This is a genomic window from Haematomicrobium sanguinis DSM 21259 (genome assembly GCF_000688395.1).
Classification (GTDB): Bacteria; Actinomycetota; Actinomycetes; order Actinomycetales; family Micrococcaceae; genus Haematomicrobium; species Haematomicrobium sanguinis.
On record NZ_JIAG01000001.1, the window covers coordinates 208,039 to 228,529 of the forward strand.

Consider the following 20,491-nt stretch of genomic DNA (forward strand, 5'->3'; position numbering starts at 1 on the left):
CGTGCTTACCGGTGCATTAAGCACGACGGCGCGTCCCGGCCCAGGTGCCGGAACGCGCCGTCACATTGAGGTGCTTATTTAATTGTTCTTGCTGGCGTCGAATGCTGCCTGATTGATCTGCAAATACGTGTCTAAGCCGCGCGAGGTCAGGTCGTTTTGGAACTTCTGCCAGGCGGAATCATCGGTAAAGTCGATCTTCCCCTCGACCACTTGTTGCATGGTCTGCTTGACGAAGTTGGTCAGCGTCACCTGTACGTCCGGCAACTGCGCGGCCTGTTCACGAGTCTGGAACACCAGCGGGAACTGCTGGTCCTCCGGCTCCTTGTAGGGCTCGAAGCGCTGCTTGCGCGCCTCATAGGCGGCCTTGACTTGCTCTTGGGTTTGGCCGGTGTTGTTCTGCGCCTGGCCGTCGCGGACGTCCACGGAACGGTAGGAGAGAATCTTCTGATCGACCCATGCACCTACTCGTGCCTTGCCTTCGGGCACTGGCGTGACCGAGTACAGCGCGCTGCGTCCGTTGGCGCCGAATTCGCCGGGTTTGCCCCAATTCCATTCTTCACCGAGCGCACCGAAGTTGCTGCGCAACGTGGTCTCTAGCTCCATGAGGTTGTCCAACCAAGCAATGGCAACTTCAGGGGTTTGGCAGGCGCTGGTGATCGCGGCTTGGCCAAAGTTGATGCCGATGTTGTAGTCCCACGTCGCGACCTGGGCGCCATCTGGTCCTTTGAGCGGTCCGAGTTCCTGCCACTTGACCTGTTCCTTCAGGTCCGGAGACACAGCGCCCTCATTTGTAACACCGAGTACGGCCACCTTGTTCGCCGCCGTGAGCCGCTGCATTTGCTCAGATGTTTGGTTGAAGTGGCGTGGGTCGAGAAGTTTTTTGTCGACCAGGGATGCCATATAGGCCAGCGACTTTCGCCAGCCCTCTTGCTTGAAGGAGACGTCAACCTTGCCGTCCTTGACGATCAACCACGGATCGGTTGTCGAGTAGCCCCATGATTGCGGGAAATAGGAGTCAATGGGGATCTCAACATAGGAAGAGAACCCGAATTCGGCGTCGGTCTTCTCCACGATTGCGGTCATTGCGTCTTCGAGTTCTTGCAGCGTGGTCGGCACCTCCATGCCAATCTGCTCGAGGAACGGCTTGTAAATGAACGCCTTGTTCCAGAAAAACCGGCAGTGGTAGCAGTCATTGATGTCCGGGAAGGAGTACAGGTTCCCATCCGGCGCGAATTGGGAGTTGTAGTTGAATTCGTAGCTCTTGACCGCTTCCAGTGTGTTGGGTGCGTAGTCCTGCATGAGCCCTTGAAGCGGAATCAGTTGCTTCTGTTGCGCCCAGGAAAATGTTTGTGTCGGTGTCAAGTGGCCGCCGGAAATCATGTCCGGAAGATCGTTGGAGGAGAACATCGCGTTCAAGCGGGTCGCCGCGTCTTGGGCTTCGCCCGGGAGGGTGATCCACTCCACGTCCACCCCGGTGCGCTCGGCGTACCATTTGGTGAACTTGTTGTTTTCCCAGTTGCCGGCAATGGCGCTTTGCGGAATTGCGATCTTGAGTTTGACCGGACGGTCCACAATCTTTTCAATCGAAAAAGCCTTGGGCCCCTCGTAGCCTTCCGGATAGGGAACGTTAGGGGTTTCCGTCTTTGCCGGTCCGCCCTTCTTCGGCATGACCCGATCCGAGGGCAAAGCATCTAGGAAGTCGGTGGGCGCGGTGGTGTTAGCGCCTTGATTGCTTCCGCCGGAGCAGGCGGTGATCGCGCCAGCAACGCTGAGCGCAAGGAATCCGCCGAGCACGGTGCGCCGGGTCGGTGAGGGTTGAGCGGCCGATGCTTGCCTCTTTGCAAACCAGTTGTTCATGATTTTCCTTGTGTGATGTGTTGAGAATGAGATGGTGTTGGACGCTGGGTGGCGAGGCGAGTGCGCGCCGCTGCGCATCTACCCGCGTGGTCTAGAAGAATTCATTTCCCTTCGAGGTCCGGCGCACAATCCAGTTTGCGGTGATCAAGAGAATCAACCCGACCACGGATTGGAAGACGCCGACGGCGGCCGCATAGGAGTACTGGGGAACCTGCGAGGTGAAACCGATCTTATAGACGTAGGTATCGATCACTTCGGAGACGCTGTAGTTGGAAGGGCGCTGGAATAGCAGTACCTTCTCATAGCCCACCGAAAGGATGCTCGCGAGGTTGAGCAACAGCGTAATGCTGATGACGGGCATGATTCCGGGGATATCGATGTGCCAAATACGCCGTAGCATAGAGGCGCCGTCTACGCGCGCTGCTTCATGCAGGTTCGGATCGATCCCGGAGAGCGCAGCAAGGTAGATGACCGCGGCGAAACCGGTGCTCTGCCATACTCCGGAGAGGATGTACATGGGGCGGAACCAGGCGGGATCCGAGATAAAGTCCGGCGGCTGTTGACCGAAGAACTCCCAAATTTTCGAGACATAGCCGAAGCTCGGGTCCACTGCCAGGAAGATAATGCCCACCAGTGCCACAACCGAAATGAAGTACGGCGCGTAAGTGATCATCTGCACGCCATTGGCAAACCAGCGGCGGGCGATATGTGAGAGCATGACCGCCAGAATGATCGGGAGCGGAAAGCCCACAATGAGCCCGGCAATGTGCAGGATCAGGGTATTCGAGATGACATTCCAGAACTGATAGGACTGGAAGAAGGCGATGAAGTGCTGGAAGCCCACCCACGGACTCCCCCAAATACCATCCACCGGGTTGAACTGCCGGAACGCGATCTGCACGCCGGCCATCGGCATGTACACGAAGATGGCCAGGAAAATGATCGGTACCAGCAGCATCAAATACAGCTGCCAGGATTGACGTGCCCTGCGCCAGGTATTCTTCCGGGCCCGCGCCTTATCGCTGAGAAGTTGAGTACTCATATTTTCTTTAACCTTTCAGCGCGCCGAGTTGGATGCCCTGCTTGAAGTGCTTAGCAGCGAACGGATAAATGGCAAGCGGCGGCACAATCGTGATGACGATCAGCGCAAACTTCAATTGGTTTCGTAACGCCTCGCGTTGAGCGAGCAAGCTGGTATCGGCAATCTGACCGGGGTCCACTTGGTTCAGAATCAAAATTTGCCGCATGACCAGTTGCAAGGGGTACAGGTTCTCATCGTTGAGGTAGATCAACGCGGAGAAGTAGTTGTTCCACGCGCCCACCGCGAACAACAGCGCCGTCACCGCAATGATCGGCTTGGACATGGGCAGAACCACGCGCCAAAAGAATTTGAAATCGCTGGCACCATCGATCTTTGCGGCCTCATGCAGCGTGTCAGGGATGGTGACGCGGAAAAAGGTGCGCGCAATGATCACGTTAAAGACGGAGACGGCGCCGGGGAGGATCATCACCCAGATCGTGTTGATGATGCCCAATTGGTTGAACACCAGGTAGCTGGCAATGATGCCGCCAGAGAAGAACATCGGGATCAGGAAGATCACCAAGAAGACACCCTTAAAGGGCAGGTCCGGCCGCGAAAGCGGATAGGCCGCGAGCACCGTACACACCACCCCGACAAACGTGGAACCGACCACGTAGAGCAGGGTATTCAGGATGCTGCGCGGGATGGACTGGTAATCGAAAAGGGCCTTATAGCCGTCGAGACTGAAGTCGACCGGCCAGAGCCAGACCCGACCGTCCGAGACGGCCTGCGGGTCCGAGATCGACGCGCTCAGGATGTACACGATCGGGTAGAGGATGGCGAGCGAACCCAGTGTGAGCAGGACCGTGAAGATCGCGATGGTGATCTTGTCCGACATCGGCAACGCCATTTTGCGCCGAGGTTCCCGCGTCTTGTTTGCCTTCGTTTTAGGCTGTGGCGGTGCAATCGTCATATGTACCCAACCCTTTCCGTGCATATGCCAATTCATACGCCAGTGATTCGATTTAAACTGCGGCGCAAAACCGCCTCAAACCTGACGGTGACACCGCTCACATCGCTTAGTGGATATGGTTGCAGACATTTGACCTTTGAGCAACTGGCGCGGTTTAGCAACCGAGCGTCGCCACCCACAAAAATGACCTAGAACGCGCAAGAGTCCCGCTCCCTCACTAGGAAGCGGGACTCTTGGGAAAATCAGCTGCTATGCCGAAGTTGCCGCCACTTGACGGATCGCAGTGGTGAAAACATCAATCCCATCACGCAGAAGTTCCTCGCCGATCACGAGCGGCGGCAGAAGCCGAATCACGTTTCCGAAGGTCCCGCAGGTCAGGATGATGACGCCCTCTTTCAGGCACGCTGCGGCAATCGCCTTGGCCGCTTCCGGGTTCGGTTCCTTAGTGGATTCTCCGGTGCCCGGCTGCACCAATTCGATGGCAAGCATTGCTCCGCGTCCGCGCACATCGCCAATGATGTCGACCTCTCCGGCGACCTCCTTGAGCGCCGTCATGACGGTGTCTTCAATACTTTGAGCGCGGGCATTGAGATCGTAATCGACCATCGACTCGATCGCGGCGAGCGCTCCTGCACACGCCACCGGGTTGCCGCCATAGGTGCCACCCAAGCCACCGGGGTGAACCGCATCCATGAGATCCGCGCGTCCGGTCACGGCAGAGAGCGGCATGCCGCCGGCAATGCCCTTGGCCATCGTGATGAGGTCGGGGACAACGCCCTCATGATCCACCGCGAACCACTGCCCGGTACGGCAGAATCCGGACTGAACCTCATCGGCAATGAAGACCACACCGTTCTCTTGTGCCCACGCGGCGAGGGTCGGCAAGAAGCCCTCGGCCGGGACAATGAATCCGCCCTCGCCTTGAATGGGCTCAATGATGATGGCGGCGGTCTGATCGGCACCGATCTGCTTTTCGATCATGGTGATCGCCCGCTTCGCCGCCGCAACCCCGTCAACAGCGCCCTCTTCGCGGTACGGGTAGCTCATGGGCATGCGGTAAATGTCGGACGCAAACGGCCCGAAACCGTGCTTATAGGGCATCGACTTCGCGGTCAAAGCCATGGTCAGGTTCGTCCGGCCGTGATAGGCATGATCGAAAGCAACCACGGCCGTCCGCCCGGTTGCCACGCGGGCTATTTTGATCGCGTTCTCGACGGCTTCGGCACCGGAATTAAACAGCACGGAGCGCTTCTCGTGCTCACCGGGGGTCAGCTCAGTCAGCTTCTCGGCAAGTTCCACATACCCCTCGTAGGGGGTGACCATGAAACAGGTGTGGGTGAAGCGCGCGACCTGATCCTGCACCGCGGAGACGACCTTGGGATCGGAGGCGCCCACCGAGGTCACCGCAATTCCAGAACCAAAGTCGATGAAACGGTTCCCATCGATATCGGTGAGAATTCCGCCGTCGTTCTCTGCTGCATAAAACGGGACGGTGGACGCGACGCCCTTGGCGACCACCTTCTCCCGCCGCGCGGCGAGCTCGCGCGAGCGGGGGCCGGGGAACTCTGAAATGTGGCGGGTTTGTTCCACACGGAACGTAGGTTGGGTAGGCATGGTGTTCCTTCGGGGGTGCGTTAGAGCGCGTGCATGACGTGCTTGATGCGGGTGTAATCTTCGAGGCCGTAGAGCGAGAGGTCCTTGCCGTAGCCCGAGTTTTTGAAGCCGCCGTGTGGCATTTCGGCAGTGAGCATGACGTGCGTGTTGACCCAGACGGCGCCGAAGTCGAGGTCCCGGGAGACGCGCATCGCGGTGCCGTGGTCGCTCGTCCAGACGCTGGAGGCGAGCCCGTATCCAACGCCGTTGGCCAGCTCGATCGCTTCCTCTTCGGTGCTGAAGGCTTGGATGGTCAAGACCGGGCCGAAGACCTCGTTTTGGACAATGTCATCATCCTGATTGACATCCGCGACCACCGTGGGCGCGAAGAAGTAGCCCTTATCGCCCACGCGCTCACCGCCGGTCAAGATGTTCGCGTGCTCCGGGAGCGCGTCGAGCGCGGCGCTCACGGTGTTGAAGTGGTTGATGTTGTTCAGCGGACCGTAATAGTTTTCACTGTCATCCGCGTTGCCGGTGGGGGTGGCCTTTGCGGCAGCGGTCATGAGCTTTTTCATCTCCTCCACCGCGGTGTCTTGAACCAGCACGCGGGTGATCGCGGTGCAGTCCTGGCCAGCGTTGAAGAACCCGAATTCCGCCATGGCCTTGGCGGTGGCTTCCAGGTCGGCGTCCGCGAAGACGACGGCCGGGGCCTTGCCGCCGAGTTCCAGGTGAGATTTCTTGATCGGGTTGGACGTGGCCGCGGCCTGTGCGACGGCCTTGCCCGCCCGCACGGATCCGGTGATCGAGGCCATGGCCGGGGTCGGGTGGGTGGTCATCGTTTCACCGGTTTTCGCGTCGCCGAGCACAATGTTGAGCACGCCGGCCGGGATAATGTCCTGGGTGATGCGCATGAATTCGAGGGTGGATTCCGGGGTGGTGTCGCTCGGCTTGAGCACAATCGTGTTCCCGGCGGCGATGGCCGGGGCGATCTTCCAGATGAACATGAGCAGCGGGTAGTTCCACGGGGTCACCTGGGCGACAACGCCCACCGGTTCGCGGCGCACATAGGACGTGAAGCCTTCCATGTACTCACCGGCGGACTTGCCTTCGAGGGTGCGCGCGGCACCGGCGAAGAAGCGGACCTGGTCGGCGCCGACGGCGACCTCTTCATCGGCGATGATGCTCTTGACCTGGCCGGTATTGCGGTGTTGCGCCTCGACGAGCGCCTCGCTGTTGGCTTCCATCGCGTCCGCAACTTTGAGCAGGATGGCTTGACGTTCGCTGGGGGTGGTGCGTTTGAAAGTTTTGAAGGCGTCGGCGGCGGCTTTCATGGCCTCGTCAACGTCGTCCGCGTTGGAGATGGGGGCCTTGGCGACCGTTTCCCCGTTGGTGGGGTTAATGACGTCAAAGGTCGCGGTGCCGCGCGCGGGGACGAATTGCCCGTTGATGAAATTCTGCAGGAGGGGTGCATCGGTACTCATGTTCCCGACCTTACGCGCAGCGTGTGAGCTGGGTAACGGCAACCTGCACGGCGATCGGCGCAAGCGGCAGTGCACCTGCACTACCCCCTCCTCATCTGTGTAGCAGTTAATGCCCATGTTCGTGCCCCGGATGGGCATTAACTGCTACACAGATGAGGAGGGGGGCGGGTTGCCTTGGTAAGGAACGACGGCGGTGACCCACCTTCTTAAGGCGAGTCACCGCCGTCGAACATCAGTGAGTTGCGCGAGAAAGGCGCGGGGCGGCCAAAAGCCGCGCGTCACCCGACTCCCCTTCGCACCGGTGCGCACTCGAAATCGACTGTGCAGATAATGCACGCTTTAACGGCGTGTCGCGTGCGTGTTCTGCACAGTCGATTTAGGGGAGGCGATTTGGGGAGGGTTAGAGCTCGCGGATGGGCTCCTCTGGCATGTCCTCCTCCGCCTCCGGGTGACGGGCCAGGTTGATCAACGCGAGCGCGAGACCACCCCACACCGTCACGATGGCAATGATGAGCATGATGATTGCGTCGGCACTCATGCTTTGACCTCCTCGGTGGATTCTGCGGCGTCCTGCGCCTCTTCGGCCTCAATGACTTCTTCAATATCCGCGCTCTCGGCGTCGGCGGACTTCGAGCTCCACGGAATCATGGAGAGGATGAGCGAGACCACGATCAACGCGCCGGCCATTCCCCAGCCGAACACCCCGATAAACCAGGCCGGGTAATCCCCGTACCCGTCCTTGAGCGTGGAGGTCACGGTGCCGATCAGAATGTAGCCGAGCGCCACCGCGGAGACGCCGCCGACCACCACTTGCCACCACACGCCGAGCTTGACGCTCGCGTGCCGATTCAAGTGGCGGCGCAGCTTCGGCAGGGCGTTGAACGCCGTGGTGAGCGCGATAATCGTCACGAACGCGACAAGCAAAATGCCGAATTGGTTGACAAAGTTATCCGCGACATCCAGCAAACTGAGCCCAGACGTGGTGGAGAAAAGCAGCACCGAGAGCACGGCCATCGGGACGCCGACGCCCAAGGTGGCCTTCACGCGTGAGACGCCGAGTTTGTCCTGAATCGCGGCGATGATGACCTCGATGATGGAGATTAGCGAGGTGATTCCGGCGAATACCAGGGACCCGAAGAACAGCACGCCGAGCAGCGCGCCTAACGGTGCCTGAGAAATGATGGTGGGGAAGCCGACAAAGGCCAAGCCGATTCCGGAGGAGGCGACTTCGCCGACCGGGGTGCCCGCTTGCGCGGCCATGAACCCGAGCGCCGCGAACACGCCGATACCGGCAAGAATTTCAAAGCCGGAGTTGGAGAAACCGACCACAAATCCGGAGCCGGGCAAATCCGTCTTGCGCTTCAGGTAGCTCGAGTAGGTCACCATGATGCCAAAGCCCACCGAAAGCGAGAAGAAGATCTGGCCGTAGGCGGCCGCCCAAATGGCCGGGTCGCCGAGCTTGGACCAGTCCGGCGTGAAGAGCGCATTCAGCCCCTCGGCCGCGCCGTTCAGGAATAGTGACTGGATGACCAGCACCAGGAACATCACCATCAATAGCGGCAGGAAAATGACGTTGGCGCGGCCCACGCCCTTTTGCACGCCGAGCGCGAGAATGACCAAAACCACGAGCCACACCAACACCAGCGGAATTAACACTTGCGGAACGAATTCAAAAGTGAGCCCCTCGGAGTCGCTCACTTTGAGGAATTCGCCAAAGAGGAATGTTTCCGGATCGTCTCCCCACGCCTTCGTGATGGAGAAGAACGTGTACATTGCCGCCCACGCGATAATGACCGCGTAATACAGGCCGATGACAAAGCAAATCCCAACCTGCCACCAGCCCAATCCTTCGGCCTTGCGGTTGAGCCGCCGAAACGCCAGCGGTGCGGAGCCGCGGTACTTGTGACCTACTGCGTAATCCAGAAACAACAGGGGAATACCGGCGGTCAGCAGCGCGACCAAATACGGGAAAATAAAGGCGCCGCCGCCATTCTCATAGGCGACATATGGGAAACGCCAAATGTTTCCCAGGCCCACCGCGGATCCAATTGCGGCGAGAATAAACACTTTTCTGCCGGACCACGTTTCCCGCGTTGTGCGGGGCGCCCGGCGCGTTTGAGTACTCATTGAGTAAACCCTCCATCGATGCGATACAGGTAACATCGTAGGCCGATTGCTGTGGTGCGCGGCACACCGCAGGGAGCGAGTCCACATTTTGGGCGCCTCGCTGTACGCCCGATCGCTCGTGCAGATGCACAATCTATAGTGGTGTCATGGCCCTGACTCTGGCATCGTTGCTGGCGCAACGCGACCTTCGCTTGAGCGCGCGCACCCCGCTCGGCGCCCCCTCGCCGACCATCACCTGGGCGGCGGTCACCGAGCTCGAAAACCCGCACCCCTTTCTCGGCAGCGGCGAGTTAGTTTTGACCACCGGATTGAAATTGCGTACGACGGCGGCGCAAAGAGACTTCATCACGCATGTTCACTCTGCAGGGGTAGTTGCGGTGGGCTTCGGTGTGGGTCTGGCACACCAGAAGATCCCCGGCGCATTGCTCGCTCAAGCCGAGGAACTCTCGCTGCCGCTCATTGAGGTTCCCTATGAGACACCGTTCATAGCCATTGGCAAGGCTGTCGCGGATGCGCTGACTGCCGAGCACGTCGACGGGATGCAGAAACTCGTTCGTGAACATCACCTGTTGGCGGGAGCCCTGCTCGCGGGAAAGGGACTGTCAGGGTTTCTGGACGAGCTTGCCGGAGTGCTCGGCGCTACCGTGAGTTTGAGCCAATACGGTACGGAGATCGGCCGCGGCGTAGTCGGGGCGCGTGCAGCCGCCGGGGCCCGGTGGGAGAGGTTTCCGGTGGCAACCGGGATGAAGGATCGCTGCACGCTCGCGGTCCAGGAACCGTTTGAGCGCAATCCCATTGTGGAGTATGCGCAAAGCCTGATCGGTTTGGAGCTGAGTAACCGCGCGCGGAACTTGCGCGGCGCCCGGGTGTCGACCGGGCACCTGGTCCGCGATGTGTTCCGCGGTTATCTCAGCGATGCCGACTCGTCCACCAGGCTCGCCGCTGCCGGTGTCGATGCCTCGGTAAGGTACTCCGTGATTATTGCCCAGGTGGCGAGCGGGCAGAGAAGTGGGCTTGCGCGCATGAGCCTGCCGGACGCCGTCGGACATCATGTGAGCGCCATGGTGGATGAGCGCCTGGCGCTCGTGGTTCCGGAAACCGATGATCCGGCCGCCCGAGCCCGGGCGCTCTCCGAGTATTTGTATGGAGCGGGGCTGACCGCGACGATCGGGGTCGGCGGCGCGTATGCGGGCGGGCGCGGGTTGCACCGCAGCTATGTGGAGGCGCTGGATTCGCTGCGGCAGGGTGAGCGGGTGAATAGTCCGCGGACGTTGACGCTTTCCTCGCTGCTCTTGGTCAATGATGACGGACCGATGCGGCAAATGGCTGCCGAGACGATCACGCCGCTCGCCGATTTTGATCGGGAGCATCACGGGCAGTTGGTGGAGACGTTGCGAACGTATTTGGCGTTGAACGGTTCGGTGGGGGCGGTCTCGGAGGAGTTGGGGCTGCATCGCAATTCGGTGCGGTACCGGCTGGCGCAAATTCATGAGCTCACCGGGTTCAATCCGGCCGTGACGGCGGACCGGGTGCACCTGTACCTCGCGCTGGAGGCGCACCACCCCTAACCCCTCCCCCCCCGGCAAATTTAAGCGCCTTTCTCGGTTTTCAGCGGCATATACGGCGCTGAAAACCGAGAAAGGCGCTTAAATTTGCTTAGAAGAAGGCGGCGATCGCCTGGCGGAGGGCCAGCGCGTCCTCGATGTGGCACATCTCGCGTGCGGAGTGCATCGAGAGGAGTCCGAGCCCCACATCCACCGTGCGAATGCCCAATCGCGTGGCCGTGATTGGGCCAATGGTGGAGCCGCACGGGACCTGGTTGTTCGACACAAACTCCTGGGTGGAAACCCCGGCATCGGCGCACGCCTGCATCCACATGGCGGTGCCCGGCGCATCGGTGGTATATCGCTGATTCGCGTTGATTTTCAGTAGCGGACCGCGCCCTGGGGCTGGACGGTTGATCGGGTCGTGATGGCCCTGGTAGTTCGGGTGAACCAGGTGCCCGGCATCGGAGGAGACGCACCAGGACTCGGCAATCGCGCGGCGGTAGATCACCGCATCGCCGCCAAGCCCCGCGTTGATGCGGACCAAAACGTCCTCCAGGAACGGACCGGCAGCGCCAGAGCGGGATCCGGAGCCGATTTCCTCGTGATCGAACGCCGCGAGCATCGGAATGGCACCATCCGCGCGGGTGTCCAGGAGCGCCATCAGCCCGGCGTGAACGCTGGAGAGATTGTCCAAGCGCCCGGAGGCCAGGAACTGTTCAGCGTCTCCGAATAGCCGCGGCGCCTGGGTGTCTGCCACGACCACATCCGCGCCGGCAATGTCCTCGACGGCGATTCCCGCCTGCTTTGCCAGCACGCTCAAGATCCCGGTGCCCGCCGCATCCCCAGCCGCGGCCGCGGTCCCCACAATGGGCTGCACCTGCACCTGCTTGTCCAGCTTCAGCCCCTCATTGACGCCGCGGTCCAGGTGAATCGCGAGCTGCGGGATCCGCGCGATCGGGCCCGTCGACACCAAATATTCGCGCCCGGCGCGGTCGCTAATCCGCCCGGCAAACCGCAATTCACGGTCCAACCACGAGTTCAACAGCGGCCCACCATAAATCTCGACGTTCGCTTGCTTCCACCCGGCGGTGCTGAAATCCGGATGCGGCTTCAGCTTGAAACTCGGCGAATCCGTGTGCGCCCCCAAGATCCGAAACCCCGTCGCCGCGCTCACATCGCCCGGCAACGCAAACGCGATCAACGCCCCGTCACGCTGCACAAAATATTTGCCGTCGGGCTCCAAGGACCAGTCGTCACTCTCGTCCAAAGGCGAATATCCGGCCGCGCTCAAACGATCGGTGGCAGTTGCCACAGCATGAAACGACGACGGCGACGCCGCCACAAATTCGCCCAGATCTAGGGCGTGTTCGCGCGCGTCAGTACTCGGAGCAGAGGTGGAAGTCATGGTTTGATCCTACGCGGGCGCCCCTACCCGCGGGCAAGCGCGGCGGCGAACGCGCGCCCGAGCCCGTCCAAGAGTTCCGCGGCCACCTTCCAACGCGTCCAATACAGTTTGACCTTGACCCTCGCGCTACTCGCGATGGGTGCGAGTTCGCCCGCCGGAATAGCGGCGAGCTGCGGCCCCGGAATCAGTCCCCACCCCATCCCGTGCCGCACCGCCTCGAGGTACGCGCTCGAGCCCGGAATGTAGTGTCGCGGCGGGGCGAGATCGCGGCCAAACCGGGCCAGAAACAGACTTTGCAGGCGGTCCTTCTTGTCGAAATACACCACCGGGGCGCTCGCCAACGTGCCTTTGCTCGCCTGGGTGCCGAAATGGTTTTTGATGAACGACGGCGTTGCAACAGCCGTGTAGGTCAGCTCGCCTAGTGCTGTGGTTACGCAGCCGGGCACGTTGTCGCTACTTGCGGTGACCGCGCCGAGAACGGCTCCGGTGCGCAGGAGGTCAAGGGAGTGGCCTTCGTCTTCGCGGGTGATGTCGAAGGTGGCGTTCAACGCGGCCGCTTGTTCCGCTAGAACCGGTAGCGCCCAGGTGCTCAGCGAGTCGGCGTTGATGGCGAGCGGGATGGAGCGGGGCGTGGAGGTTTCGGCGAGCTCGCGGCGGGTCTCTTGGTTGATCCAGTCGATTTGGCGCTGTGCGCGAAGCAGTACCTCGCCGTCATGGGTGGCACGCACCGGTTTAGTGCGTTCAACGAGCACCCTTCCGAGACTGGTTTCCAAGGTTTTGATGCGCTGGCTGATAGCAGAGGGAGTCACGTTGAGAGCCCGCGCGGCGGCGTCAAAGGTCCCTGCGGAAACTACGGCGGCGAGAGCTTCTAGCTGGTCTGATTGCATGCTCTGACGGCCTCTCCTTTTACTGCCTGCCCACATGTTATTAAGTCATTCTAACGAATCGTAAGAATCTTTAGCTGGCCTAACTCTGGTCGGTGTCCTACGTTGTGTGAGTGGAAGTTTTCTCAGCGGTTTTCTCCGGACTAGCGAGCGGTCTCGCCCTCATTATCGCCATCGGCGCTCAAAATGCTTTTGTGCTGCGCACCGGTATTGCTCGTAAGCACGTTTTAGCCGTCGTTGCCGTCTGTGCGCTCTCCGACGTCGTACTCATTTTTGCCGGAGTTGCTGGTCTTGGGGCGCTGATCACGACGGCACCGTGGATCATCGAAGTTGCCCGTTACGGGGGTGCCGCGTTCTTGGTTGGATACGCATGCCTGGCCTTTCGCCGCATGTGGAAACCACAAATGCTGAACGTAGCCGCTGGGTCGGCTGGGCCGCCCCAGCCCCGAGCCAGTGTGTGGGGCGCCGTTGCCACAGCGCTCGCCCTCACTTGGCTAAATCCGCACGTGTACCTTGACACCGTCCTTCTACTTGGCTCTCTGGCCGCTCAACATGGTGACCCCGGGCGCTGGCTCTTTATGGTCGGCGCACAAGCGGCAAGCGTGATGTGGTTTGTTGCGCTGGGATTCGGCGCACGTTTTCTTGCCCCAGTTTTCGCGAAGAAGCGCGCGTGGCAAGTATTGGATGCGCTCATCGGAATGTTGATGGTGTACATCGCCCTCAGTTTGCTCACCGCGAAGATCGGCTAACCATTAGGTCGGCTCAACGATCCACTGCTCGTTACCCGCAGTTAGCGACTGAGGAGCCTTGCGGCACGGATCGACAAAATCGTCAGTCCGATGACGATCAATAGCGGCACCAGCCAAACCAGCATGCCCGGGAAGGAAAGCATCCCACCCGAAAGCGCGCTGGTGCTGGAGGTGAGTTGAGCGGTGCCATCCGCCAACTGACCGGATCCGTCTTCAAGCTTAGCGCTGCCCTCGGAAAGCTGTGAATTGCCGTCGGCGAGTTTCTGTGCGCCGGCACTGGCATCTTCCGCCCCCTTCTTCAGCGTCGTGGACCCGTCGCGAAGCTTCTCCACGCCATCATCCAGGGTCTTCGCGCCACCGGCCAGCTGCGTCGTGCCGTCGGCGAGCAAGATCGACCCATCGGCAAGCCGCGTGGTGCCATCGGAGAGTTTGACTGCGCCCGCGCTCACCTGGTCGGCACCGTCGGCGAGCCGGAATGCGCCGTCAACCAGTGCCGGTGCCTTCTCGTTGAGGGTGTTCAACCCGATAGACAAACGTTCGGTACCGGCATTCAAATCGGCGCCGTCCTTGACCAGCTTGGCCGTGCCTTCGGACAGCTTGACAGTTCCCGCCTTGAGCTTTCCAGCGCCATCGTTGAGTTGACCCGCACCTGCCCGGAGCTGGCCATTACCCTCGGCGAGAGCAGAAGCACCGGCCTTGGCTTGAAGCATTCCCACTAGTAAGCCTGGGCTGGACTCGTTCCCTTGGTATCCGGCGTTGAGTTGGCCGAGTCCGCCGCGCAACAGTTCCAGCCCCGCACCAAGTTTCATGCCACCGGCCTGCAGTTTCGGCGCATTCTCGGCAAGAGACGCCGCTCCTGCGTTCAACGACTGAGCACCCTCGGCCAGCTTTTGCGCGCCCGCCGCCAAAGGTCGGGTGCCGTCGGATTGCAGTTGGCCCACCCCGGCAACCACAGCCTCCGTACCGTCCTTCTTGAGCGCGGCCGCGCCGTCGGCGAGTTGCTGAGTCCCCGCGGCGAGAGCATCCGCTCCCGCTTGCAGATCTCCGTTCACACCGTCACGCAATTGCGCCGCACCCGCGGAGAGTTTTTCCGAGCCCGACTTGAGCTCGCCACCACCGGCGACAAGACTCTTGGTGCCTTCGTTGAGTTTGGCGGCGCCCGTGGCCGCTTCGTCAATCTTTTCGGCGACGGTCGCGAGTGGCAGCGCACCAAGTGGACCCCGCGCCGCGTCCCGCAGTTTTGCCAATCCATCGGCGAGTTTCTGCATCCCGGCGCTGAGCTCGGGTGCCTTGGCCGTAAGTTGACCAAGGCCCGCATCGAGCGCCGCCGCACCATCGGCTACGCCGCTGGCGCCAACTCCCACAGTGGCAACCCCGTCTTTGAGTGCAATGGCGCCGGAGTTGACTTTGCCGGAGCCGTCAACAATCAGAAAGGTTTTGCCATCAAGCTCCTTCACTCCGGCAAGTAGTTCGCCAACTTTGGCGTTCAAGGTCTCGGCACCAGTGGAAAGTTCTCCGGCTCCCGTCGCGAGTGCCTGGGAACCGCCCTGCAATTTGGCGCTGCCGTCCACCAACGCGCCTAGGCCGTCGTTGAGCGAGCCCACTCCGTCAAACAGCTTGCCCGCGCCCTCGTATGCGCCTCGAGTTCCGTCGGCAAGCTTTTGCGTCCCATCCGCAAGCGCAACGGTCCCGTCAGCCAATTTTTGAGCACCGGACTCGGCGGCGGAAGCACCCTCGAACAATTGCGCAATGCCACCCTGAGCCTTGGTAATTCCAGCGCCCAATGCACCCGCACCCGCGTCGAGGTCCTGGAAGTCTGGTTGCGCCTCGGTGAGTTTCGTGTTGATCTTTTCGCCGCCGTCGGCCAGTTTCCCAATCCCGGAACCAGCCTGCGCCGCACCATTTGCCAGGGTGCGCGCCCCAGGGCCGAGCTTGCCCGCACCCTCCGCCAGTTTCCCGGCGCCATTGTTCAGCTCTTGTGCACCCGCACTGAGAGTCTGCACCTTTTCGGCCACTAGTGAGGCCCGGTCCTCGAGACTGCTCGACCCCTTTTCTGCTGCCACGAGCCCGCTCTGCAAGGTTCCCGTGCCGTCATCGAGTTTGCCCAACCCCGCAGATAGTTCCTCGGCGCCTTCCGCTGCTTGGTTTGCGCCCTCGCGCAGTTCCCCAGTGCCGGTGGCCAATTGGTTCGCCCCGTCATCAAGACGCCCGGCTCCGTTGGCCAATTGGCTGGATATGAGAGAGAACGCGGCCAGTCCAGCCAGCAGAATGAAGATGAGAAAAACGGTAAGCGTGAGGTGGAAACGATTGGAGTTCGCGGTGCTCTGCGGCACGGTTTTGCCCTTCCATCAACGCGTCCCGCGCACAGCACAGGGCAACGAGGGGCCACTACGCTGTAGGCAGATCGCACGAGTAAGTGTGAGACAGATCACTTTTGTCTATCGTACTGACGAGTAACTTACTAGCCAGTAACAAATACCGTTATCATTTTGTTACATTCGATGCGCCTAGACGCCGCACTCAGACAACGCCCCCAGACAGCACGCCCAGGCACCGCATTAGGCAAGCTGCGCCAAGGGGTATTGACACCCCCTCCCGCCCAGCATTACGTTGAAGTTGACAGTGCTCACATCCACGTCATAGGAGATTAATCATGGGCGCCAACCCCCATAACATTGCGCTACAACCCGAGGCTCAGGCGTTTGCCGAGGCCACCTCCGAGCCACCGTTCCTCTACCAAATGCCACCCGAAGAGGGCCGCAAAGCGGTGGATGAAGTCCAAGACGAGGAAATTTTCAAGCCGGAAATCGACGAAGAGTGGATCACCGTCCAAGGCGGCCCCCACGGCGAAGTGAAGACCCGCATTGTGCGCCCTAAGGGAGCAGAAGGCACTCTTCCGGTCATCCTCTATACCCACGGTGCCGGCTGGGTCTTCGGCGACGCCCACACCCATGACCGGCTCGTCCGCGACCTCGCGGTCGGCACCGGCGCGGCCGTCGTTTTCCCCGAGTACGTCCGTGCACCTGACGCAAAGTACCCCTCGCAAAACGAAGAGTCCTACGCCGTCGCCCAGTGGATCTTCTCCAACGGCGCCGAAAAGAATCTGGACACCTCGCGCGTTGCCATTTCCGGCGACTCGGTCGGCGGCAATATGGCGATCGCCCTCAACCTGATGGGTCAAGAACGCGGCGACGTCGCATTCAAGGGCGCGGCCCTGTTCTACCCGGTCACCAATGCCGCTTTCGACACCGAATCCTATGAAAAATTCGCCGAGGGCTACTTCTTGGCCCGCGACGGCATGAAGTGGTTCTGGGATCAGTACACCACCGATGAGGACGAGCGCAACGAGATCACCGCATCGCCGCTGCGCGCCACCGAAGAGCAGGTCGCGTTCTTCCCGCCGACCCTGATCATCACGGCCGAAGCGGACGTCTTGCGCGATGAGGGCGAAGCCTTCGCCGCCAAACTACGCCGGGCGGGCGTGGACGTGACGCAAGTGCGCTACGGCGGCATCATCCACGACTTCGTCATGGTGAACTCCATGCATGACACTCCGCAATCCAAGGCCGCGGTCGCCCAAGCTGTCGCGTTCCTCCGCGACGTCCTGGACATCGAAAACGACAGCTAGCTTCGCGCGAGCGTCGCCACATCGCCAATGACGACGACGGCCGGGGACTCCACCCCGCGGGCGTCGGCGATGGCGCCAATCGCCTCGAGCGGCCCGGTGGTGAGCCGTTGGCGGGGACCGAACCCGTCTTCGATAATCGCCACCGGGCACTCGGGATCTCGCCCAGCATCTATCAGCATCGCAGCGTGTAAAGCCAACTTGCTCACGGCCATGAGCAACACCAGCGTGTGGTCTCGCCCGGTAGGCACCGAGCCGAGTTCCTCGTGACCGGTCACCACGGTGAATCCGCGAGACAGGCCGCGATGTGTCACCGGAATACCCACGGCCGCCGGAACCGCAACCGCGCTGGTCACCCCCGGCACCACTTCTACCGGCACCCAGAATTCTCTGCAATACTCCATCTCTTCGCCGCCGCGCCCCAGCACAAACGGGTCCCCGCCCTTGAGCCTTGCAACGTTTCGTCCCATGAGCGCATGCTCCACCAACAGCCGGTTAATCTCGGACTGCGGCGTCGCATGATGCCCCGGCGCCTTGCCCACGTCAATGATCTGGGCTCGCGTCAGCTCCGGCAGAATCCCGCGCGGCGCGAGCCGATCCACCACCACCACATCGGCAGTAGCAAGGAGATACCGGCCGCGCGTGGTAATCAGCCCCGAATCCCCGGGGCCGCCGCCGATCAGCGCAACAGCTCCCACACCAACCCGACCGCTCCAGAGCCCAGCCCCCTCCGGTGCCAGCCACGGTGAGAACGCCCCGGTATCCAGCGCAGAAGCCAAGGAATCCCGCGCGAAGGCCGCCTCGCGCGGCCTGCCTCCCGCGCTCACCGCGAAACTCACGCCGCCGCGCGAAACTGTCGCCGGCACCCACGCACTTCCCTGTTCCTTGTCCCCGCCCTTAACGCAAAAGACGTTGGAGGCATCGGCGTCGTGCTTCACCCGATCCTGAACTGCGCGGTCCCCGGAATGTGCGAGGACCAGCCATTTACCCGCCACGTCCGAGCTGCGATACTCGCGGGGGTGCCAGTCAAGCCGCCCGGCGCGGATGAGGTCGGCGAGGTCCTCGCACACGTAGGGCGCCACGAGCGTGACGCACGCGCCCGCATCCAGCAGCCCGGGCACGCGGCGCGCGGCAACCGGCCCGCCGCCGACCACCAGCACATCCTTGTCCCGCAATTGCAGGGTGAGGGGATAGCTCATCGGGCGCCCGCTCCGGCGAGCAGGCCGCGACCGCGGAGCACACGGCGTTCCAGCGGCGCGAAAATCAGCAATTCAACCAGAATTCCCACGAACAGAATCACCAGGATGGAACTCATGACCATGGCGAGATCGGCGAGGTCGCGGCCGCGTTGCAGCAGCGAGCCGAGCCCGAAGCCGAGCGAGCCGCCGACCGCGATGATTTCCGCGGCCATCAGCGAGCGCCAGGAAAACGCCCAACCTTGCTTGAGGCCGCCGAGGAATCCGGGTAGCGCGGCGGGCAGGATGATGCGGGTTGCCAGCTGGGTGCGGCTAGCGCCGAGGACGGTGCCCATTGTGCGGAAGCTGGGTGGGATCTGGTCGACGCCGGCGAGCAACCCGTTGATGATGGAGGGGATCGCGCCGAGCAGGATGACAAAGTAGACGGTCGCGTCGCTCAGGCCAAACCAGATGATCGCGGCCGGCACCCACGCGACGCTCGGGAGCACCTGCATGCCGGAAATCAGGGGGCCGAAGGCTTGGCGCAGCGGTTTGATTTGCGCGAGGGCGAGGCCGATCGGGGCGGCGATCAGCAGGCTGATGAGGAAGCCGAGGACGCCGCGCTGCAGGCTGGTCGCGACCGATTCTTGCAGCAGCCCCTCGCGCCACAGTTCCCCGAGGCTCGCGGCGACGTCCAGCGGGCCGGGGACAAGGTCCCGGCGTTGGCCGGAGAGTGTCACGTAGATTTGCCAGGCGGCAATGAGAAGCACGACGGCGATCACCGGCAAAGCGACGCGGCGCACCTGGGTGCCGCTTGAGTGGGCGGTTGCGGGTGCTGTTGCCTGGAGATGGTCGAGGCCGTTTTCCAGGTTGGCGAGGGTGGGGGTGCTTGGTGGTGGTTGTTCGCCGTGCTGGCTTTGGCGCGGTGCGGTGGGTTTGGGGCTGAGGGTGGGGGTGCGGCTAGGCGACATGGCGGCTGATCTCCTGCCTGAGTGCGGCGGTGATGTCGGTGGCGAGGCGCGCCGCGTTTTCGGGTTGCTTGTCCTCTTGGGTAAGGCGCCATTCCTGGATGATGTGGCCGGGCCGGGAGGAGAGCATCAGGACCCGCTGGCCGAGGTGGATTGCTTCGCGGACATTGTGGGTCACGAAAATGATGGTGCGGCCGGTGTGGCGCCAGATGCGGGTGAGCTCCTCGTGGAGGATGTCCCGGGTGATGGCGTCGAGGGCGGCGAACGGTTCGTCCATGAGAAGGACCTGTTTGTCTTGGGCAAGGGCGCGGGCGAGGGCGACGCGTTGGCGCATGCCGCCGGAGAGTTCGTGGGGACGCTTGTCCTGCGCGTGGTCAAGGTTGACCAACTGTAGGAGGTCGCGCGTTCTGTCGTGGCGGTCTTGCTTGGTGGAAGTGCCTTGGAGCGTAAGTGAGAGGTCGATGTTTTCGGCGGCGGTGAGCCAGGGGTAAAGCGTCGCGTCTTGGAACATGTAGGCCACGCCCTCGGCGGGGATTTCCATGGCGCCGGCGGTTGGCGTTTCGAGGCCCCCGATGAGGTTGAGCAAGGTGGACTTGCCGCAACCGGAGGCGCCGAGCAGTGCGACGAACTCGCCCCGGTGGATGGTGGTGTTCACGTCTTCGAGGACCGGGGCGCCACCAAAATGCTTGCCCAGGTGTTCTAGCGTCACGACTGCGGATTCCATGAAACTACGCTAGGGAGAGCGGCCGGGCGCGACCAAGGTGGCAGACACCCGCGGTCACGCCGCGTCACAGTAGGTAATTGAAGTGGTGGAGCTTATATGGATGCGGTGGCTGGTGCGTACTCTGCACGATCAGGTGAGTATAGGGATGCTCTGGGGTCCGTGGAACAGATGGATCCGGTGGATGCGGCGCTGATTCGTCGGTGGGGATCCGGCGTTTCCGGGCCAATCCTGGACGCCGGTTGCGGGCCGGGGCATTGGACCGACTTTTTGGCGCGGGGGGTGCGAGGGCCGGTGGCGGGCTACTAAAGGGAGGCTTCCGCGGGGATCACGGGCAAGCGTTCGATCACGCCATTGCTCGGGCT

At 61.9% G+C, this 20,491-nt stretch carries 17 protein-coding genes; 4 read left to right on the forward strand and 13 right to left on the reverse strand.

The features are described from left to right. Positions 1-78 precede the first annotated feature (78 nt). From O148_RS0100960 to O148_RS14015, 7 genes are all read right to left on the reverse strand, one after another. A complete protein-coding gene (locus O148_RS0100960) occupies positions 79-1,857 on the reverse strand; it encodes a type 2 periplasmic-binding domain-containing protein (protein ID WP_026529429.1) in 1,779 nt (592 codons plus the stop codon). Between the two features lie 91 nt (positions 1,858-1,948). Next, a complete protein-coding gene (locus O148_RS0100965) occupies positions 1,949-2,899 on the reverse strand; it encodes an ABC transporter permease (protein WP_026529430.1) in 951 nt (316 codons plus the stop codon). Between the two features lie 7 nt (positions 2,900-2,906). Then, positions 2,907-3,851, reverse strand: a complete 945-nt coding sequence (locus O148_RS0100970) for a carbohydrate ABC transporter permease (protein ID WP_075204226.1) — start codon at positions 3,849-3,851, stop codon at positions 2,907-2,909. A 249-nt stretch (positions 3,852-4,100) separates the two neighbouring features. Continuing rightward, on the reverse strand, positions 4,101-5,465 hold the full coding sequence (gene gabT / locus O148_RS0100975) for a 4-aminobutyrate--2-oxoglutarate transaminase (protein WP_026529432.1): 1,365 nt from the start codon (positions 5,463-5,465) through the stop codon (positions 4,101-4,103). Positions 5,466-5,485: 20 nt separating this feature from the next. After that, positions 5,486-6,925 carry an aminobutyraldehyde dehydrogenase gene (locus tag O148_RS0100980; protein ID WP_026529433.1) on the reverse strand — a complete coding sequence of 480 codons (1,440 nt, stop codon included), beginning with the start codon at positions 6,923-6,925 and terminating at the stop codon, positions 5,486-5,488. A 400-nt stretch (positions 6,926-7,325) separates the two neighbouring features. After that, a complete protein-coding gene (locus tag O148_RS17290; RefSeq protein ID WP_075204227.1) occupies positions 7,326-7,463 on the reverse strand; it encodes a methionine/alanine import family NSS transporter small subunit in 138 nt (45 codons plus the stop codon). Next, a complete protein-coding gene (locus tag O148_RS14015) occupies positions 7,460-9,052 on the reverse strand; it encodes a sodium-dependent transporter (protein ID WP_035744193.1) in 1,593 nt (530 codons plus the stop codon). Before O148_RS14015 ends, O148_RS17290 begins: the two co-directional genes overlap by 4 nt. Before the next feature lie 146 nt (positions 9,053-9,198). Between O148_RS14015 and O148_RS0100995 the strand changes: the two genes are divergently transcribed. Beyond that, positions 9,199-10,620: a PucR family transcriptional regulator gene (locus O148_RS0100995; RefSeq protein WP_026529434.1), complete on the forward strand. Its 1,422-nt coding sequence runs from the start codon at positions 9,199-9,201 to the stop codon at positions 10,618-10,620. Positions 10,621-10,708: 88 nt separating this feature from the next. Here O148_RS0100995 and O148_RS0101000 read toward each other — a convergent pair whose 3' ends face one another. Then, a complete protein-coding gene (locus O148_RS0101000; protein ID WP_026529435.1) occupies positions 10,709-12,004 on the reverse strand; it encodes a M18 family aminopeptidase in 1,296 nt (431 codons plus the stop codon). A 23-nt stretch (positions 12,005-12,027) separates the two neighbouring features. Beyond that, complete coding sequence (locus O148_RS0101005; RefSeq protein ID WP_026529436.1) at positions 12,028-12,891, reverse strand: LysR family transcriptional regulator ArgP; 864 nt, start codon at positions 12,889-12,891, stop codon at positions 12,028-12,030. Between the two features lie 110 nt (positions 12,892-13,001). Between O148_RS0101005 and O148_RS0101010 the strand changes: the two genes are divergently transcribed. After that, the gene (locus O148_RS0101010) at positions 13,002-13,637 is read left to right on the forward strand and encodes a LysE/ArgO family amino acid transporter (protein WP_026529437.1); all 636 of its coding nucleotides are present in this window, start codon (positions 13,002-13,004) and stop codon (positions 13,635-13,637) included. A 41-nt stretch (positions 13,638-13,678) separates the two neighbouring features. Here the strand turns inward: O148_RS0101010 and O148_RS16820 are convergent, their stop codons facing one another. After that, positions 13,679-15,970 carry a hypothetical protein gene (locus O148_RS16820; protein WP_026529438.1) on the reverse strand — a complete coding sequence of 764 codons (2,292 nt, stop codon included), beginning with the start codon at positions 15,968-15,970 and terminating at the stop codon, positions 13,679-13,681. A gap of 320 nt (positions 15,971-16,290) precedes the next feature. Between O148_RS16820 and O148_RS0101020 the strand changes: the two genes are divergently transcribed. Further along, positions 16,291-17,265 (forward strand): alpha/beta hydrolase, encoded by a 975-nt coding sequence (locus O148_RS0101020; protein ID WP_026529439.1) that lies wholly within the window; start codon positions 16,291-16,293, stop codon positions 17,263-17,265. Here O148_RS0101020 and cobA read toward each other — a convergent pair. The 3 genes from cobA to O148_RS0101035 are packed head-to-tail and all read right to left on the reverse strand — an operon-like array spanning position 17,262 to position 20,129. Further along, positions 17,262-18,461, reverse strand: coding sequence for a uroporphyrinogen-III C-methyltransferase (gene cobA, locus O148_RS14035; RefSeq protein WP_051619663.1), 1,200 nt, complete (start codon positions 18,459-18,461; stop codon positions 17,262-17,264). The two genes, O148_RS0101020 and cobA, sit on opposite strands and share 4 nt — an antisense overlap. Further along, a complete protein-coding gene (locus tag O148_RS14040; protein WP_075204228.1) occupies positions 18,458-19,408 on the reverse strand; it encodes an ABC transporter permease in 951 nt (316 codons plus the stop codon). Before O148_RS14040 ends, cobA begins: the two co-directional genes overlap by 4 nt. Further along, the gene (locus tag O148_RS0101035) at positions 19,398-20,129 is read right to left on the reverse strand and encodes an ABC transporter ATP-binding protein (RefSeq protein ID WP_026529440.1); all 732 of its coding nucleotides are present in this window, start codon (positions 20,127-20,129) and stop codon (positions 19,398-19,400) included. The genes O148_RS14040 and O148_RS0101035 overlap by 11 nt, the downstream gene beginning before the upstream one ends. A gap of 159 nt (positions 20,130-20,288) precedes the next feature. On the opposite strand from O148_RS0101035, the gene O148_RS18035 reads away from it, so the two are divergent. After that, the gene (locus O148_RS18035; protein ID WP_240470751.1) at positions 20,289-20,435 is read left to right on the forward strand and encodes a class I SAM-dependent methyltransferase; all 147 of its coding nucleotides are present in this window, start codon (positions 20,289-20,291) and stop codon (positions 20,433-20,435) included. Positions 20,436-20,491 lie beyond the last annotated feature (56 nt).

Excerpts from the sequence above, each read along its gene's own strand:
- O148_RS0101020 (WP_026529439.1), top strand. The coding sequence starts at position 16,291 with ATGGGCGCCAACCCCCATAACATTGCGCTACAACCCGAGGCTCAGGCG.
- O148_RS17290 (WP_075204227.1), bottom strand. The coding sequence starts at position 7,463 with ATGAGTGCCGACGCAATCATCATGCTCATCATTGCCATCGTGACGGTG.
- O148_RS14040 (WP_075204228.1), bottom strand. The coding sequence starts at position 19,408 with ATGTCGCCTAGCCGCACCCCCACCCTCAGCCCCAAACCCACCGCACCG.
- O148_RS14015 (WP_035744193.1), bottom strand. The coding sequence starts at position 9,052 with ATGAGTACTCAAACGCGCCGGGCGCCCCGCACAACGCGGGAAACGTGG.
- O148_RS0100995 (WP_026529434.1), top strand. The coding sequence starts at position 9,199 with ATGGCCCTGACTCTGGCATCGTTGCTGGCGCAACGCGACCTTCGCTTG.
- O148_RS0101035 (WP_026529440.1), bottom strand. The coding sequence starts at position 20,129 with ATGGAATCCGCAGTCGTGACGCTAGAACACCTGGGCAAGCATTTTGGT.
- O148_RS0100965 (WP_026529430.1), bottom strand. The coding sequence starts at position 2,899 with ATGAGTACTCAACTTCTCAGCGATAAGGCGCGGGCCCGGAAGAATACC.
- O148_RS0101005 (WP_026529436.1), bottom strand. The coding sequence starts at position 12,891 with ATGCAATCAGACCAGCTAGAAGCTCTCGCCGCCGTAGTTTCCGCAGGG.
- O148_RS0100970 (WP_075204226.1), bottom strand. The coding sequence starts at position 3,851 with ATGACGATTGCACCGCCACAGCCTAAAACGAAGGCAAACAAGACGCGG.
- O148_RS0100960 (WP_026529429.1), bottom strand. The coding sequence starts at position 1,857 with ATGAACAACTGGTTTGCAAAGAGGCAAGCATCGGCCGCTCAACCCTCA.
- cobA (WP_051619663.1), bottom strand. The coding sequence starts at position 18,461 with ATGAGCTATCCCCTCACCCTGCAATTGCGGGACAAGGATGTGCTGGTG.
- gabT (WP_026529432.1), bottom strand. The coding sequence starts at position 5,465 with ATGCCTACCCAACCTACGTTCCGTGTGGAACAAACCCGCCACATTTCA.
- O148_RS0101000 (WP_026529435.1), bottom strand. The coding sequence starts at position 12,004 with ATGACTTCCACCTCTGCTCCGAGTACTGACGCGCGCGAACACGCCCTA.
- O148_RS0100980 (WP_026529433.1), bottom strand. The coding sequence starts at position 6,925 with ATGAGTACCGATGCACCCCTCCTGCAGAATTTCATCAACGGGCAATTC.